Source organism: Streptomyces sp. NPDC050560 (assembly GCF_044457285.1).
Classification (GTDB): Bacteria; Actinomycetota; Actinomycetes; order Streptomycetales; family Streptomycetaceae; genus Streptomyces.
Window position 1 is genome coordinate 82,342 of the sequence record NZ_JBITGT010000014.1, and the last position, 15,719, is coordinate 98,060.

14 protein-coding genes and 1 pseudogene are annotated in these 15,719 nt (G+C 70.8%); 5 read left to right on the plus strand and 10 right to left on the minus strand.

What is annotated here, in order from left to right; all coding sequences use genetic code 11:
• Positions 1-604: 604 nt before the first annotated feature.
• The 4 genes and pseudogenes from ACIBIW_RS28800 to ACIBIW_RS28815 form a co-directional block, all read right to left on the minus strand.
• Positions 605-1,129 (minus strand): annotated as a pseudogene (locus ACIBIW_RS28800) (transposase).
• 334 nt (positions 1,130-1,463) lie between these two features.
• Complete coding sequence (locus tag ACIBIW_RS28805; RefSeq protein WP_399340090.1) at positions 1,464-2,414, minus strand: PLP-dependent cysteine synthase family protein; 951 nt, start codon at positions 2,412-2,414, stop codon at positions 1,464-1,466.
• 6 nt (positions 2,415-2,420) lie between these two features.
• On the minus strand, positions 2,421-2,708 hold the full coding sequence (locus ACIBIW_RS28810; protein WP_399340092.1) for a MoaD/ThiS family protein: 288 nt from the start codon (positions 2,706-2,708) through the stop codon (positions 2,421-2,423).
• A gap of 130 nt (positions 2,709-2,838) precedes the next feature.
• The gene (locus ACIBIW_RS28815) at positions 2,839-2,997 is read right to left on the minus strand and encodes a putative leader peptide (protein WP_399340094.1); all 159 of its coding nucleotides are present in this window, start codon (positions 2,995-2,997) and stop codon (positions 2,839-2,841) included.
• A gap of 215 nt (positions 2,998-3,212) precedes the next feature.
• On the opposite strand from ACIBIW_RS28815, the gene ACIBIW_RS28820 reads away from it, so the two are divergent.
• Entirely contained in the window at positions 3,213-4,172 is a 960-nt protein-coding gene (locus ACIBIW_RS28820; protein ID WP_399340096.1) for a PRC and DUF2382 domain-containing protein, read from the plus strand.
• Between the two features lie 293 nt (positions 4,173-4,465).
• Here ACIBIW_RS28820 and ACIBIW_RS28825 read toward each other — a convergent pair whose 3' ends face one another.
• From ACIBIW_RS28825 to ACIBIW_RS28835, 3 genes are all read right to left on the minus strand, one after another.
• A complete protein-coding gene (locus ACIBIW_RS28825; RefSeq protein ID WP_399340098.1) occupies positions 4,466-4,888 on the minus strand; it encodes a Mov34/MPN/PAD-1 family protein in 423 nt (140 codons plus the stop codon).
• Positions 4,889-4,986: 98 nt separating this feature from the next.
• Positions 4,987-6,426 carry an amino acid permease gene (locus tag ACIBIW_RS28830; protein ID WP_399340099.1) on the minus strand — a complete coding sequence of 480 codons (1,440 nt, stop codon included), beginning with the start codon at positions 6,424-6,426 and terminating at the stop codon, positions 4,987-4,989.
• A gap of 101 nt (positions 6,427-6,527) precedes the next feature.
• Positions 6,528-7,133, minus strand: coding sequence for a DUF2017 domain-containing protein (locus ACIBIW_RS28835; RefSeq protein WP_399340101.1), 606 nt, complete (start codon positions 7,131-7,133; stop codon positions 6,528-6,530).
• Between the two features lie 602 nt (positions 7,134-7,735).
• Between ACIBIW_RS28835 and eno the strand changes: the two genes are divergently transcribed.
• Positions 7,736-9,016 (plus strand): phosphopyruvate hydratase, encoded by a 1,281-nt coding sequence (eno, locus tag ACIBIW_RS28840; protein WP_399340103.1) that lies wholly within the window; start codon positions 7,736-7,738, stop codon positions 9,014-9,016.
• Between the two features lie 42 nt (positions 9,017-9,058).
• Positions 9,059-9,568: a MazG nucleotide pyrophosphohydrolase domain-containing protein gene (locus tag ACIBIW_RS28845; protein WP_399340105.1), complete on the plus strand. Its 510-nt coding sequence runs from the start codon at positions 9,059-9,061 to the stop codon at positions 9,566-9,568.
• Between the two features lie 102 nt (positions 9,569-9,670).
• On the opposite strand, the gene clpS is transcribed toward ACIBIW_RS28845, so the two are convergent.
• Positions 9,671-9,982 carry an ATP-dependent Clp protease adapter ClpS gene (gene clpS, locus ACIBIW_RS28850; RefSeq protein ID WP_399340107.1) on the minus strand — a complete coding sequence of 104 codons (312 nt, stop codon included), beginning with the start codon at positions 9,980-9,982 and terminating at the stop codon, positions 9,671-9,673.
• A gap of 80 nt (positions 9,983-10,062) precedes the next feature.
• On the opposite strand from clpS, the gene ACIBIW_RS28855 reads away from it, so the two are divergent.
• Together ACIBIW_RS28855 and ACIBIW_RS28860 are read left to right on the plus strand one after the other, a co-directional pair.
• Entirely contained in the window at positions 10,063-11,391 is a 1,329-nt protein-coding gene (locus ACIBIW_RS28855) for a nicotinate phosphoribosyltransferase (protein ID WP_399340109.1), read from the plus strand.
• A gap of 301 nt (positions 11,392-11,692) precedes the next feature.
• Complete coding sequence (locus ACIBIW_RS28860) at positions 11,693-12,277, plus strand: isochorismatase family protein (RefSeq protein ID WP_399340111.1); 585 nt, start codon at positions 11,693-11,695, stop codon at positions 12,275-12,277.
• A gap of 70 nt (positions 12,278-12,347) precedes the next feature.
• Here ACIBIW_RS28860 and ACIBIW_RS28865 read toward each other — a convergent pair whose 3' ends face one another.
• Positions 12,348-12,710 (minus strand): hypothetical protein, encoded by a 363-nt coding sequence (locus tag ACIBIW_RS28865; protein WP_399340112.1) that lies wholly within the window; start codon positions 12,708-12,710, stop codon positions 12,348-12,350.
• Positions 12,711-12,834: 124 nt separating this feature from the next.
• A complete protein-coding gene (locus ACIBIW_RS28870) occupies positions 12,835-15,237 on the minus strand; it encodes an immune inhibitor A domain-containing protein (RefSeq protein WP_399340113.1) in 2,403 nt (800 codons plus the stop codon).
• Positions 15,238-15,719: the final 482 nt, after the last annotated feature.

The window sequence follows — 15,719 nt, forward strand, 5'->3', positions numbered from 1 at the left end:
GCGCGCCCTTCCTTGCGCGCCGGGGGAGGCGGCCGAGTTGGCTCAGGGCAGGGTAGTCCGGTTCTCCTGTAAGCCCGTACAGCCGCGCGATCCCTGTGGCCGACTCGACAACCGAGCCGGCTCGGGCGTCTTCACTGGCCCGCGCTACTCCGGGGTTGATGTGGAAACCCGGGTGCTTGCCCCGGGACTGCAGGGGCAGTTCCGCATCGCGCAGCACCGCCTCCTCAGCAGCACTCGCCCTGTTCTGGGACCTGAGCAGATTATAAAGGCGCTGGCGGGCTGCCCTTTCCCAGTCGGGCGCGCCCTTCCTTGCGCGCCGGGGGAGGCGGCCGAGTTGGCTCAGGGCAGGGTAGTCCGGTTCTCCTGTAAGCCCGTACAGCCGCGCGATCCCTACCTCCGACGGTACGGGGGGAAGAGACTGGTCCATGCGATCCTCCGAGTCACCGATACGGACATCACCCATCGCTTCTCACTACGCGCTCCGAGTACCGACGGTTCACCCCAGGCGATCGACAGCACGCGCAGCATCGCCGGTTCGCGCACCGGTGTGCACGAACACCTGGCCATTACACGCAAGTGCATATCAACGCGCTTACTGATCATTTCAGAATGGGGTGCGGAGTCGTCGCAAGCAGATGATGCTGCAGGCGAGTGGGAGGAGCCCGTGGTGGAGGGCGGCGCGTGTTTCGTACCGGGTCCGGGGGCGTGTGAACTGGTGGAGCCAGGCCGGGGTCCGCTCGACGACCCAGCGGGTCCTGCCCGGGCCGGACCGGTGCGGGACGCCGCGGCGGGCGATATCGGTGTGATAACCCGGGCCCGGAGCAGGCGGCGATACCTGCCGAAACCGTAGCCGCGGTCCGCGCACAGACGGACCGGCCGGTGACGCGGTCTCCCGTGCGTACCGCGGATGTGAGGCATGGCGTCCAGCAGGGGCATCAGCCAGGTGACGCCACGCCGGACCATGTCCAGCTCAGCCGCCCCTCACAGTTCCGCCAGAAGGACCCCCGCGCAGGGCAGCCCGGCCGGCTGCCGACAGGCGACCGGGACACCTATGACGCCCCGGCGGACGCGCAGACAGCAAGGAGACCACCCGTTCCCACAGGCCATCAGGCACAAGATCACCCGACACCCGCACAACTCCGCCGCCACTGTCCCCAACCGCCAAACCCTCCAACCGAACTCATTCTGAAATGATCAGCAAGAACGGACGCGCCCCCGGAAACCGTCCCGGGGGCGCGGGGGCCTGGAGCCCAGGCAGGGGCCTAGGCCGTGTCGTTTGGATCTTCGCGGGGGTGCGACGCCAGCTACGGCACCTCGCCGCGTTGTCGGACCGCCCACGTACGCCCAGTACGAGGACGATCCTCCGCCTTGCGATGCTCCCCCACAGCCCGAAGGGCGTGGGAGGTACCCCCAGCATCTGACGCCGCACCCTGGTCCACGAAGATCCAAACGACACGACCTAGCTAGGCCCAGAGCTGGCCCTGCAAGGTCTCGATGGCCTCTTCTGTGGTCGCCGCGGTGTAAACCCCGGTGGAGAGGTATTTCCAGCCACCGTCGGCCACGATGAACACGATGTCCGCGTGCTGCCCGGCCTTGGCCGCCTTGCGGCCGACACCGATCGCGGCGTGCAGTGCCGCGCCGGTCGAGACGCCCGCGAAGATTCCTTCCTGCTGGAGCAGTTCCCTGGTCCTGGTCACGGCGTCCGCGCTGCCCACGGAGAAGCGGGTGGTCAGCACCGACGCGTCGTACAGCTCGGGCACGAAGCCCTCGTCCAGGTTGCGCAGCCCGTAGACGAGGTCGTCGTAGCGCGGCTCGGCCGCCACGATCGCGACGTCGGGCTTCTTCTCGCGCAGGAAGCGGCCGACGCCCATCAGAGTGCCCGTGGTGCCGAGGCCCGCGACGAAGTGCGTGATCGACGGCAGGTCGGCCAGGATCTCGGGGCCCGTGGTGGTGTAGTGCGCGGCGGCGTTCCCGGGGTTGCCGTACTGGTAGAGCATCACCCAGTCGGGATGCTCGGCCGCCAGCTCCTTCGCCACCCGTACCGCGGTGTTGGAGCCGCCCGCCGCCGGGCTCGGCACGATCTCCGCACCCCACATGCCGAGCAGGTCACGCCGCTCCTGTGAGGTGTTCTCCGGCATCACGCACACCATGCGGTAGCCCTTGAGCCTGGCCGCCATCGCCAGTGAGATACCGGTGTTGCCCGAGGTGGGTTCGAGGATGGTGCAGCCGGGGGTGAGGACGCCCTCCTTCTCCGCCTGCTCGATCATGTGCAGCGCGGGGCGGTCCTTGACGGAGCCGGTCGGATTGCGGTCCTCCAGCTTGGCCCAGATCCTGACGTCCGGTGCCGGGGAGAGCCGGGGCAGCCGCACCAGCGGGGTGTTGCCGACGGCCGCAAGCGGGGAGTCGTAGCGCATCGGGGCTCAGACCCGGCCCCCGGCCACCGCCGGGAGGATCGTGACGCTGTCTCCGTCGGCGACCTTGGTGTTGACACCGTCGAGGAAACGGACGTCCTCGTCGTTCAGGTACACGTTGACGAAGCGGCGTAGCTGGTCGGCGTTGTCCTCGTCGAGGAGGCGGGCCCGCAGGCCGGCGTGCCGGGTCTCCAGGTCGGCGATGAGCTGCGCGAGGGTGTCCCCGCTGCCCTCGACGGCCTTCGCGCCGTCGGTGTACTGGCGCAGGATGGTGGGGATGCGGACCTCGATGGCCATGTCTTGGCTCCTGTCGGGAGGGTGTCGGGTGGGCGGCTCGGCACCGCGGCCCTGGTGACGGGCGCCCGGCCACCGCGGGGCCGCACGGCGCCCCGCCGTACGGCCGCGGGCCCGGTGGCCGCGCGGTGGTTCAGCACGTACAGATGGCGCTCGTGAGCCTGCACAGGTCGACATGGAGCCGCGCCGCGCCGCATCCGAAGGCCCCGAGCAGGCCGGAGGCGGAGCGGGCGTAGCCGAACGGGACCGCGCGGGGCCCCGGCATGCCGCTGCTCACGTCAGGGGGAACCATGCGGTCATCGTATCGATTCCCCCCTGAACGGCGGGGGACTGATCTCGGGTCGTGGATGAACGGCGCCCGGCATGTGGGATAGCGCGGCACGGCGCCGGGGAGCGCGTCGATGATTGAACGGTTTCGCGATGTTTATCCGTTTTATTCGGTTTCGCATGGTGACTCGCCCTCCGAGAGACGCTCCGTAGACATGCGACAGAGACGAGGAGCACACCGTGATCACCCGAGAGCAGATCCCCAGCGTGCTCGACCACGCGGTATACGACAGCGAGGGCAACAAGATCGGGGACGCCAAGCACGTCTTCCTCGACGACGCGAGCGGGCGCCCCGAGTGGGCCAGCGTGAAGACCGGCATGTTCGGCAACCGCGAGTCCTTCATCCCGATCAGGGACGCCAGCCTGGTGGAGGACCACCTGGAAGTGCCGTTCGACAAGACCAAGGTCAAGGAGGCCCCCGAGGTCGACGTGGACTCCGGTGGGCATCTGTCGGCGGAGGAGGAACAGCGGCTCTACGAGTACTACGGGGTGGACTGGGACGCCGCCTGGCAGGACGCCAACGAGCCGGACCGCGGCTGGGCCGGCGGTGCGGCGGGCGCGGCCGGTGCGGCGGGCGCCGCGGGGGCCGCGGGCAAGGCCGGGGACCAGCCGTCCGCGGCGACCGGCATGACCGCGGGCACGGCGCGCACCCCGGACATGGCCGCGGGCACCGCCGGGGCCGACGCCACGGCCCCCGGCTCGATGGACATGCCGGGCGAGGGCCGGGCCGGCGACGCGTACATGGTCCGCTCCGAGGAGCGCATGCACATCGGCACCGAGCGCCGTGAGACCGGCCGGGCCAGGCTGCGCAAGTACGTCGTCACCGAGGAGACCGACCAGCCGGTGCGGCTGCGCCACGAGGAGGTCAAGGTGGTGCGCGAGCCGATCGACGAGTCGGACCGCGCCTCCGCGGCCACGCCCGGCGCGGGCATCGCCGAGGGCGAGCGCGAGGTGACGCTGCACGCCGAGCGCGCCGTGGTGGAGACGGAGACGGTGCCGGTGGAGCGGGTCAGGCTCGCCGTCGAGGAGCACACCGAGGAGGAGACGGTGCACGGTGAGGTCCGCAAGGAGCGCATCGACGTCGACCTCCCCGAGGACGCCGGGGGCTCCGGCGGCGGGAAGAGCGGCGGACAGCGGTGAGGTGACCCGGTGCGGACGCCAGGCGCCACGCGGCGCCCGGCCCCCCTGCCCGGCGGGCCAGGAGCGGTGACGGGCTCCGGGTCCGCCGGCCCCCGCGGCCGGCGGGCGGTCCGCCTCATGAGGTCGCATCCGCGTTCGGCGGCGGGCGGGGCGAGACCGGTGGCGCCCCGCCGAGCGGGGCACCGAACGGGGTCGGATGAGCTGCGGAGTCTCGGGCCGGCCCGGCAACCCTGCGGGAGGACGGGACCGGAGTTCCCGGGCGACCGGGAACGGGGAGGGGCGCGGGAGCGGCGTCAGTAGGCGTCGACGACCCGTACCTCTTCCTCCTCCACCACCCCGTCCAGAATGCGGAACGACCGGAACTGGAACTCGCCGAAGCCGTCCGTGTCGGCCGTCGAGACCAGGACGTAGTGGGCTCCCGGCTCATTGGCGTACGAGATGTCGGTGCGCGACGGGTACGCCTCCGTGGCCGTGTGCGAGTGGTAGAAGATGACCGGGTCCTCCTTCCTCGCGCGCATTTCCTTGTCGAGTTGCAGCAGGTCATGGGAGTCGAACTCGTAGAAGGTGGGCGAGCGCGCCGCGTTCAGCATGGGGATGAAGCGCTCGGGCCTGTCCTCGCCCTCGGGTCCCGCGACGGCCCCGCACGCCTCGTCGGGGTGGTCCTTGCGGGCGTGCGCGACAATCCTGTCGTACAGATCCTGGGTGATGGTCAGCATGCGGGCCAGGATAAGCGGCCACCGTGCTCATTCCGAGGGCTGATACACGGCCGTCCGTATCACGGACATCCGCCCGGGGCACGGCCCTGGCGGCGGCCTCACGGGGAGTCGGTCGACGGGAGCGCGCGAGCGGCGCGGCGGCGTGCCAGCGCATGGCCCGCGACCATCAGCAGCGCCCAGGGCGGCGCGCAGTACAGCGAGACCCTGGCGTCCTTGTCGACGCCCATCATCACCACCACGAGGGCGATGTACGCGAGGCAGAACCAGCCCGCGTACGGCGCGAGCGGCGCACGGAACGGGGTCTCGGGCAGCGCGCCGCGGCGCACCGCCGCCCGGTGCCGCAGTTGGCAGACCAGGATGACGACCCACGCCCACATCCCGGAGATGGTCGCGAAGGAGACCACGTAGGTGAACGCCTCCCCCGGCCACTGGTAGTTGACCCAGACCCCGGCGAGCATGAGCACCGCGGAGAAGGTGGTGCCGGTGAGCGGGGTGCCACCGCGGGAGAGCCGGGCGAACCTGCCGGGCGCCTGGCCGCTGAGCGCCAGGTCGCGCAGCATCCGCCCGGTCGAGTACATGCCGGAGTTGCAGGACGAGAGCGCGGCGGTCAGCACGACGAAGTTGACGATCCCGGCGCCCGCCGCGAGGCCCATCTTCTGGAACGCGGCGACGAAGGGCGAGACGTCGGCGGCGAAGGCGGTCCATGGCACCACGGAGAGGATCATCACCAGGGCGCCGACGTAGAAGACGGCGATCCGCCAGGGCACGGTGTTGATGGCCCGCGGCAGGGTGCGCGCCGGGTCCCGGGACTCGCCCGCGGTGACCCCGACGAGTTCCACGGCGAGGAAGGCGAACATGACGATCTGAAGCGTCATCAGGGTGCCGCCCACACCGTGCGGGAAGAAGCCGCCGTCGGCCCAGAGGTGGCTGACCGAGGCGTCGTCACCCGCGTCGGAGAAGCCGAGCAGGAGGATGCCGAGGCAGATCAGGATCATGCCGACGATGGCGGTGACCTTCACCATGGAGAACCAGAACTCCAGCTCGCCGAAGAGCTTCACGGAGATCAGGTTGACGCCGTAGAGGACCGCGGTGAAGGCGAGCGCGGAGGCCCACTGCGGGATGTCCCACCAGTACGTCATGTAGGTGGCGGCGGCCGTGACCTCCGTGATGCCGGTGACCACCCAGAACAGCCAGTACGTCCAGCCGGTGGCGAACCCGGCGAGCGGGCCGATGAACTCGCGCGCGTACTCGGCGAAGGAGCCGGACACCGGGCGGTACATGAGGAGTTCGCCCAGGGCCCGCATGATCAGGAAGATCACGACACCCGAGACCGCGTAGGCGAGCACCAGGCTGGGTCCCGCCTTCGCGATCGCCTTCCCCGCGCCCAGGAAGAGCCCGGTGCCGATCGCGCCGCCGATGGCGATCATCTGGATCTGCCGGGCCCCCAGCGCCCGCCGGTACCCCCCGGAGCCCCCCTCCACCACCGCCTCGGCCGGTCTTTGCCCGTCGTCCTCGGTGTCCAGCTCGACAGAGGTCATGGAACTCCCTTGCCTGGTCCTGGTACGTCCGCGGACTGCGCAACACCAGAAATAGCAGGGGTGGGGCTTATGGGCTTATTTATGATCGGCCAGACGGGCCGTCACGGCAGCAACGTCGCCACCAATGTCTCCTGTAGCGAGCCGAGCCACAGATAGGCCATGACCAAGGGCTTGCGGGGGTCCTCGTCGGGGAGGCGGAACAGGTCCTCGATCTCGTCCTCGTCCTTGACCTCCAGGCGTTCGCCGAGGGCGAGCCGCAGGTCGTTGAGGGCGCCGAGCCAGCGGCGTGAGCCCTCGGGGTCGAGGTGGAGTTCCGCGGAGCCGCCGGTGGGGACGAGGGCGTCGAGGGAGCGGATGACGGCCAGGGCGTCGTCGCGTTTGCGGGCACGCAGGTCGTTCTCGGTGTAGCGGCGGAACTCGGCGGCGCGCTCGCGCTGCTCCGCGGCCTCCTTGTCGTCCGGCGGGCGGCGGCCGGGGGCCTGGGGGCCGCCGTACGCGTCGGGGAAGAGGCGTTTGAGCACGGGGTCGCTCGGGGGTTCGCTCGGGCCTTCCTCGAAGAGCTGTGCGAGCGGGTCGTCGGGGGTCTCCTCGCCGGGGCCGAAGAGTTCGAGGAGCTGGGTGGCGAGCGACCTGATGATGGAGATCTCGACCTCGTCGAGCGTGACGGCGGCGCCGCCCCCGGGGATCGGTGTGAACTGTCCTGACATGGAGTGGGCCGCCGCTTCCGATGCTGCTTGAGGGTTCATCCGGCCGTGCCGGGGGCCGGTCCGGGAACCGTACCCCGCGATCCTCCGTCCACGCCCGTCCGCGCCCGCCCCGGCACGTGCCACGGCGACCGTTTCTCCGCGGCCGTGCGCCCGCCGGGGGCGCGTACACCTAATCGTTCCAGCGTAACAAGGGCATGACCGGACGCAGAAATTCCGCGCATGGTCGCGCCGGTTATCCGGGAGGGGCGGGGAGGGCCGGGGGCGGCTTATTTCTGTTGCATTCCGGACGGCCGTACGGGGCTTTTGGCGGGTTTCCGCGAGGGTTTTACGGGGGTCTTACGAGGGGTTCCTTCCGGGGTCGGCCGTGGGGGCGTCCTGTATAGGGCGAAAGGGGGTGGTGGCCGGTGAACTGCCGTGGTCGAGGGGTGGAATGACGGGTGACGGGGGTGTCGCGCGGTTCCGGCGGGAAGCTGCGTCGGCGTATGACAATTGAGTCGGGGTGCGCTCAGAAGAAGCATAAAGGGGGCGGGCGGGCGGCCGAAACGGCTCTGGCAGAATGGGCGGCGACTGAGAATCAGGGAACGAGTTTTCAGGAGAGTCCCATGACTGCGGTATCCAGAGTCGTCGCCCGCGAAATCGTCGACAGTCGCGGCAATCCGACCGTCGAGGTCGACGTCACCCTGGAGGACGGCTCCTTCGGCCGCGCGGCGGTCCCCTCCGGCGCCTCCACGGGCGCGGGCGAGGCCGTGGAGCTGCGCGACGGCGACGCGTCCCGCTTCCACGGCAAGGGCGTGCGCAAGGCCGTCGACGCGGTGAACGGCCCGATCGCCGACGCACTCGTCGGCCTCACCGCCGAGGACCAGTCCCTCGTCGACCGTACGATGATCGACCTGGACGCCACCGCCAACAAGGGCAGCCTCGGCGCCAACGCGATCCTGGGCGCCTCGCTCGCCACCGTGAAGGCCGCCGCCGCCGCGCACCGGCTGCCGCTGTACCGGTACGTGGGCGGGGTGGGCGCGCGCCTGCTGCCGGTGCCGATGATGAACATCATCAACGGCGGCGCGCACGCGGACAATCCGATCGACTTCCAGGAGTTCATGATCGCCCCGGTCGGCGCCGACAGCTTCGCCGAGGCGGTGCGGATGGGCTCCGAGGTCTTCCACACGCTGCGCAAGGCGCTGTCCGACGCGGGCCACAACACCAACGTCGGCGACGAGGGCGGCTTCGCGCCGAACCTGCGCTCGGCGGACGAGGCGCTGTCGTTCGTGGTCCGCGCCGTCGAGGCGTCCGGCTACGAGCCGGGCCGCGACATCTGCCTGGTACTGGACCCGGCCACCTCGGAGTTCTTCCGCGACGGGGTGTACGACTACGCGGGCGAGGGCGTCAGGCGCTCCGTCGACGAGCACATCGCGTATGTGACGGAGCTGGTCTCGCGCTACCCGATCGCGTCGATCGAGGACGCGATGGCGGAGGACGACTTCGACGGCTGGAAGCAGATCACCGCCTCGCTCGGCGGCCGGATCCAGCTCACCGGCGACGACGTGTTCTGCACCGACGTGAACCGGCTCCGGCAGGGCATCGACGGCGGCTACGCCAACTCCATCCTGGTGAAGGTCAACCAGATCGGCTCGCTGACCGAGACCCTGACCACCGTGGAGAGCGCGCACAAGGCGGGCTACACCGTGGTGATGTCGCACCGCTCGGGCGAGACCGAGGACACCACCATCGCGGACCTCGCGGTCGCCACCAACTGCGGCCAGATCAAGACCGGTTCGCTGTCCCGCTCGGACCGTACGGCCAAGTACAACCAGCTCATCAGGATCGAGGAGGAGCTGGGCTCCGAGGCGGTCTACCCCGGCGACAGCGTGCTGCGGGTGCACTGACCCGGGGGACCGCGGGACGCGGGTCCCGGTAGATTCGGGCAGATGCGTCCCACCTCACCAGCCGCCGCCACGCCCGCCCCCGGTCTCCACTCCCCCGCCCCCGCCGGTGAAGAGCCCGCGGGGGCCGGGGGCCCCGCCGCCGTGCGCCCCTCCCCCGCCGCGTCCGTGCGCGCCTTCCACACGGCCTTCGGGCTCGACGTCGGCGCGGTCCCCGCCGAGGTGCCCGCCGCGCTCGGGGAGCACAGGGCGCGGCTGCTCGCGGAGGAGGCGGCCGAGGTCGCGGAGGTCGCCACGGGCCCGCTCGACAAGCTGGCGCACGAACTGGCCGACGTGGTGTACGTCGCGTACGGCACGGCGCTGGTGCACGGCATCGACCTGGACGCGGTGATCGCGGAGATCCACCGGGCGAACATGACCAAGGTCGCCCCCGACGGCACCGTGGCGCGCCGCGCGGACGGCAAGGTGCTCAAGGGCGGCCACTACCGGGCGCCCGACGTGGCGGGGGTGCTGAGGGAGCAGGGGTGGAGGGGCCCGGCGCAGGACACGGCCTGACCCCGAAGGGGCCGAAGGCCCTTCAGCTCCCGCCGCGACGGCGGGCCACCGCACGGGACAGGACCTGCGGCACCAAGCCCCGACCGGCCCCTGTCCCGCCCGCTACTGGTGCTGGAGCGTGGCCCACAGACCGTACCCGTGCATGGCCTGGACGTCGCGCTCCATCTCCTCGCGGGAGCCGGTGGAGACCACCGCGCGGCCCTTGTGGTGGACGTCCATCATGAGCTTGGTCGCCTTGTCCTTCGAGTAGCCGAAGTACGCCTGGAACACGTAGGTCACATAGCTCATCAGGTTGACCGGGTCGTTGTGGACGATGGTCACCCAGGGCAGGTCGGGCTCCGGTACCGCCGAAGCCTCCTCGGTGGCCTCGGGCTTCTCGATCTCAAGGGGGGCTGGTGCCGTCACAGGCCCCATGCTGCCACTTGCGGCGTGTCGTCGCACACATCCCCCGGCCTGAAATCGTCAGTCTGACGAGATGGGGGTAGCATCGAAGCATGAACCCTGCGGACCTGGGCCTGCCGGTGGACGTCCCGTCGACGGCGCTCTTCACCGACCAGTACGAGCTGACCATGCTGCAAGCCGCGCTGCACTCGGGGACCGCGGACCGGCGCTCCGTCTTCGAGGTCTTCACCCGGCGCCTGCCCGACGGCCGCCGCTACGGGGTCGTGGCCGGCACCGGGCGGGTGCTCGACGCCGTGGAGAACTTCCGCTTCGACGACCAGGTGCTCGGCTTCCTGCGGGACAAGGAGATCGTCGACGCGCGCACCCTGGACTGGCTCTCCGGCTACCACTTCTCCGGCGATATCTGGGGCTACCCGGAGGGCGAGGTGTACTTCCCCGGCTCGCCCGTGCTGCGGGTGGAGGGCTCCTTCGCCGAGTGCGTGCTGCTGGAGACGGTGCTGCTGTCCATCCTCAACCACGACTCCGCCATCGCCGCCGCCGCGTCCCGGATGGCCTCGGCCGCGGGCGGGCGGCCGCTGATCGAGATGGGCGCCCGCCGCACCCACGAGCTGGCCGCGGTGGCCGCCTCGCGGGCGGCGTACATCGGCGGCTTCACCAGTACCTCGGACCTCGCCGCGGGCTTCCGCTACGACATCCCGACCGTCGGCACCTCGGCGCACGCCTTCACCCTGCTCCACGACAGCGAGACGGACGCCTTCCGCGCCCAGGTGGAATCGCTCGGCCGGGGCACGACGCTGCTGGTGGACACCTACGACGTCGCGGAGGCGGTACGGGCGGCCGTGGCGGTCGCGGGCCCCGAACTCGGCGCCGTCCGCATCGACTCGGGGGACCTGCTGCTCGTGGCGCACCGGGTGCGCGGCCAGCTCGACGCGCTGGGCGCCACGGGCACCAGGATCGTCGTCACCTCCGACCTCGACGAGTACGCCATCGCCTCCCTCGCCGCGGCCCCGGTGGACGCGTACGGGGTCGGTACCCAGCTCGTCACGGGCTCGGGGCACCCCACAAGCTCCATGGTGTACAAGCTGGTGGCCAGGGCCGAGTCCGGCGACCCCGGGGCGCCGCTCGTACCGGTCGCGAAGAAGTCGCTGGGCGGGAAGCTGTCGGTGGGCGGCCGCAAGTGGGCCGCGCGCCGTCTCGACGCCGACGGGGTCGCCGAGGCCGAGGTCGTCGGCACCGGCGCGGTGCCCGCCGCGCTCGCCGACCGGCAGCTCCTCGTGGAGCTGGTCAAGGGCGGCACGGTGGTGACCAGGGAGCCCCTGGACACGGTGCGCGACCGGCACGCCGCGGCCCGCGCCAACCTGCCGCTGTCCGCCACCCAGCTCTCCCGGGGGGAGGCGGTCATCCCGACCGAGTACCGGTAGCCGCGGGGGCGGGACGGAGCGGGGTGCGCCGGGTGCGCCCGGGCGCCCCGGGGGTGCGCCCCCCGGCGCTCCCTGTGGTATGCGCCGGGGCCCATGCCCGCCCTCGCGGAATGCCGGGCCAGTCCCTAGGGTCTGTGAGGTGAACTCCGTCGGAGCGGGCGCCCACGGGGCGCGGGCCGCCCGGCCGGTCCCCGGGTCCGGCCCCGCCCGCCCCCGGCCCCGAGCGCCAGGACTCCCCGAAGGCACCGAACCCCCGAAACTCCCCGAAGTCCATGAAAACCCCTCGAAGAGGACACCCGACATGCGTCGTGCGTTGATCGTCGTCGATGTACAGAACGACTTCTGCGAAGGAGGCAGCCTCGGCGCCCCAGGGGGATCGCACGTGGCCGCCGCCATCACCGATCTCATCGGGGAGGCCCCGGCCGGCTACCAGCACGTGGTGGCGACCAGGGACCACCACATCGACCCCGGTGACCACTTCTCCGACCACCCCGACTTCGTGCACAGTTGGCCCCCGCACTGCGTGGCGGGCACCGAGGGCGTCGGCTTCCACCCGAACTTCGCCCCCGCGATCGCCTCGGGCGCCGTGGACGCGGTCTTCGACAAGGGCGCGTACGCGGCCGCGTACAGCGGGTTCGAGGGCTTCGACGAGAACGGCCTCTCGCTGGCCGACTGGCTGCGCGGGCACGAGATCACCGACGTGGACGTCGTGGGCATCGCCACCGATTTCTGCGTACGGGCCACGGCGCTGGACGCGGCCCGTGAGGGCTTTCGCACCCAGGTCCTGCTCGACCTCACCGCGGGCATCCACGCGGACACCTCGGAGGCGGCCCAGCGCGACCTGACGGACGCGGGCGTCGCCCTCACCGGCAAGCCGGTCCTCTAGACCTTCCGGCCCCCGCCCAGGCGCGGCCGGGCCCGCTCCCGGGCGCGGTCGGCAGGGCCGCGGCGCCGCGCTATGCGGCGCGGCCCGTCGAAGGGCCCGCGGGTCCCGTGGCGCCGTGCTCCCAGAGCGCCCGGATCGGGTGCCACAGCTCGGCCGCGTCACCGCGGGCGTCCCGCCATATCAGGCCGTCGGGGTGGTGCAGCACGGCCGTGATCTCGTCCGGGGTGGGCGGCTCCGTGTTCCCCCGCAGGTAGACGCCGCGCAGTCCGGTGTTGCGCAGCCGGGTCAGGGCCCGTGAGCGGTTCACCGAGCGCACCACCACACGCACCGTGGCCGCACCGGCACGCACCGCGCCCGGGGCGCCGGGGGCGGCCAGCGTCAGGGCCACCACCATGCTGCCGTCCGGCTGCTTGCTGTACCCTCCCGAGCTCATTCCGGTCACACCCCCGGGAGACGTCGCGTCAATAAGGAATCCACAGGACGCACCTAAACACGACCGGCCGCCACCCCGCTAGGGGGCGACGGCCGATCATGCTCTGAACTGGGACTTTACCTGTTTATTTGGCGGAGGGCGCCACCTGGACGGTCAGGGTCGAGCCGTCCTTCGGCTCCTTGAGGATCTTGATCTGGGTACCGGTGTCAGGAACGCGCACACTTCCGGCGGGGTTGTCCTCCGACCAGTACGAGCCCTTGTGGTCGTCGAAGACGGGGACCCCGGGGCTGGACGGGATCTTCAACGGCTCGTCGGCCTGGTGCAGCGTGAAGCCGTCGGTGCGGCGGGTGCTGAAGGGCGCGTCGAACGGCTGGATCTTGTTCCGTACGACGGTGCCGTCCGACCAGCGGAGCGGGTCCGGGTGCGAGTCGACCGGCAGGATCAGGCCCTCGCCCGGGTGGACGCTGGTGTTGTTGTCGACCTGGGAGGTGTCCCAGAGCCAGACCATCAGGCCGTTCTGGTACGGGTAGTGCTCCACCCAGTCGGGGCGCTTCGCGGAGCCGAAGTTGTACGGGCCGACCTTCAACGTCCTGTCGTACGACACGTACTGCCGGTTCTCGGCGATGTAGTACTGGTCGTAGTCCTTGGTGAAGGACTCGCCGATACGTGAGAAGCCGGAGGCGGTCCAGCCGCCCGCGTCGGACTCGGCGTCGTCGGAGAAGACGGGTTGGCCGTCGGCGGTGACGGTGATCTCGTCGGCGGCGAAGCCCTTCTGCGCGACCCCGCCGTCCGTCAGATAGCGGAACCTGAGCTGGATCTTCTTCCCCGCGTAGTCGTCGAGCGGGAACACCAGGTCCTGGTAGGCGCCGTTGGTGCCGGTGAGCACCGGCCGGTCGCCCGCGTCACGCGGGAGGGGCTTGCCGTCGGCGGTGCCGTCGAGCGGGGTCCAGGTGGCGCCGTCGTCCGTCGACGCCTCGGTGTAGAGGTAGTCGTAGTCCTTCTCGATGTCGTACCAGCCCTTGAGCGACAGCTCCGCCTTGCTCTTCCCGGTCAGGTCGACGGATCTGGTGAGGGTGTTCTTCAGGTTGTCGCCCATGCCGCTCCACCACTGGGAGTCGCCCTGGGCGGGCTTGGCGACGGTGGTGGTGACGGACTTCTTCGGCAGGTCGACGACGAGCGCCTGGGGGTTCTTGGTGTTGTACTCCTCGACCCCCAGTCTGTGGGCGGACCTGGTCGCGGCCTTGGCCTCGTCGTAGGTGAGCCAGCCGAGCTGGAGCTTGTCCCACGCGGTCATGTCGCCCGGCAGGTCGCCGATGACGTCCTTGCCGGTGCCGAGCCAGGAGCCTGCGGACATCAACGACCAGTAGCCCACGGAGTTCTCGGAGCTGCCGACCGTGTCGTAGAGGTCGGGCAGGCCCAGGTCGTGGGCGTACTCGTGGGCGAAGACGCCGAGTCCGCCGTTCTCCGGCTGCATCGTGTAGTCGCCGACCCAGATGCCGGTGTCACCGATCTCGGTGCCGCCCGCCTGGTTGTCGGCGGGGCCCGAGTGGCCCGCGTCGTTGCCGTACGCGTACCAGCGGTGCGCCCAGACCGCGTTGGTGCCCTCGACCCCGCCGCCCGCGGACTCGTCCTCGCCCGCGTGCACGATCTGGAAGTGGTCGATGTAGCCGTCGGGCTCGTTGAAGTCGCCGTCGCCGTCGTAGTCGTAGCGGTCCCAGGTGTCGTACTGGGCCAGGTCGGCCTTGACCTCGGCGTCGCTCTTCCCGGCGGCCTTCTGGTCCGCGACCCAGGCGTTGACGCCGTCGCGCACCAGGTCCCAGACGCTGTCGCAGTTGGTGGCGCCGCAGTAGTTGGAGCCGTAGCGGGCCTCGTTGTACGGCACCTTGACCCAGTCGGAGACCTCGCCGTCGACCGAGTAGCGGCCGGAGGAGGTCTTCTCGTAATAGGTCTTGAGCGATTCCTTCTTCTTGCCGCCCGCGTCCTTACCCGTGCCGAAGTACAGGTCCTGGAAGTGCTGCCGGTCGAAGTCCGCCTGCCAGTCGGTGCTGTTGTCCTGGCTGCGGTCGGGCTGCGCTATCTCGTTGTGCTGCGGCCCCGGCTCGCCGCCGTACTGCACGACCGGCGGCTCGGGCCCGTCGGGGCCGTCCGGGTCGTACATCGTGGTGTCGTCGACCTTGTCGCCGAACTCGGCCAGGATGGTGAAGATCTTGTCGGTCTTCTCCCGGCCCAGCTCGACGTACTTCCTGTCGCCGAGCCTGACGACCTGTGAGCCGTCCTTCTTCTGCACGTGCTTCCTGCCGGACAGCACGTCCTGCATGGCGGCCCTGCGCCGGCCGTCCTGCTCCTTGCTGAAGGGGCCCGGCAGGTTGTGGGCGCCCAGGCCCTTCGCCGCGCCGGGGGCCGGGTCCTGACGGTCGATCGCCGCCGGGGCGCCCGCGTGCCCGTCGGCCTGCGCCGTGGTCGCGTAGGCCGAGAACGCAGTGGTGGCGGTGGCCATCGCCACCACCACCGCGCCGGTTCTGAACATGCCGAATCTTCTTGGGATTCTTCTCACGTGGATTTTTCCTCCCCCGCGCCCGCGCGCACGGTCCGGGGGTCCGGACGTGGGGGTCCGCGCGCGGTATCGCGTCACAAGTGACGACATTCGACCGGAGTTGACGAAGAAAAGACAGACCTTGACTTGTACAGGTCGACTGCACTACGCGCGTCACCCGTCCCGTCCGCTCTCCGGAATGCGGACGCGCGAGGACGGCGCCGTGGACGGCAGCCGGGCGCAGAACACCGTCCATCCACTGGACTCGGTGAATCCGTGCGCCCCTTGTGCACCGGCACCGTGGGTTAGGCCACGCTTACCGCCAGTGCCGCTCGGGCATACAGGGGAGGGCGGGAGCGGCGTGCACGGCCGTGTCCCGCGCCCGTATCGCACGCCGTATCCGCACCAGCGGCCCGTCCGGCAGTGTCGCCGGTCCGCGACCGTCACGCGCCTTCCCGTCGGTACCGCCGCTTCGA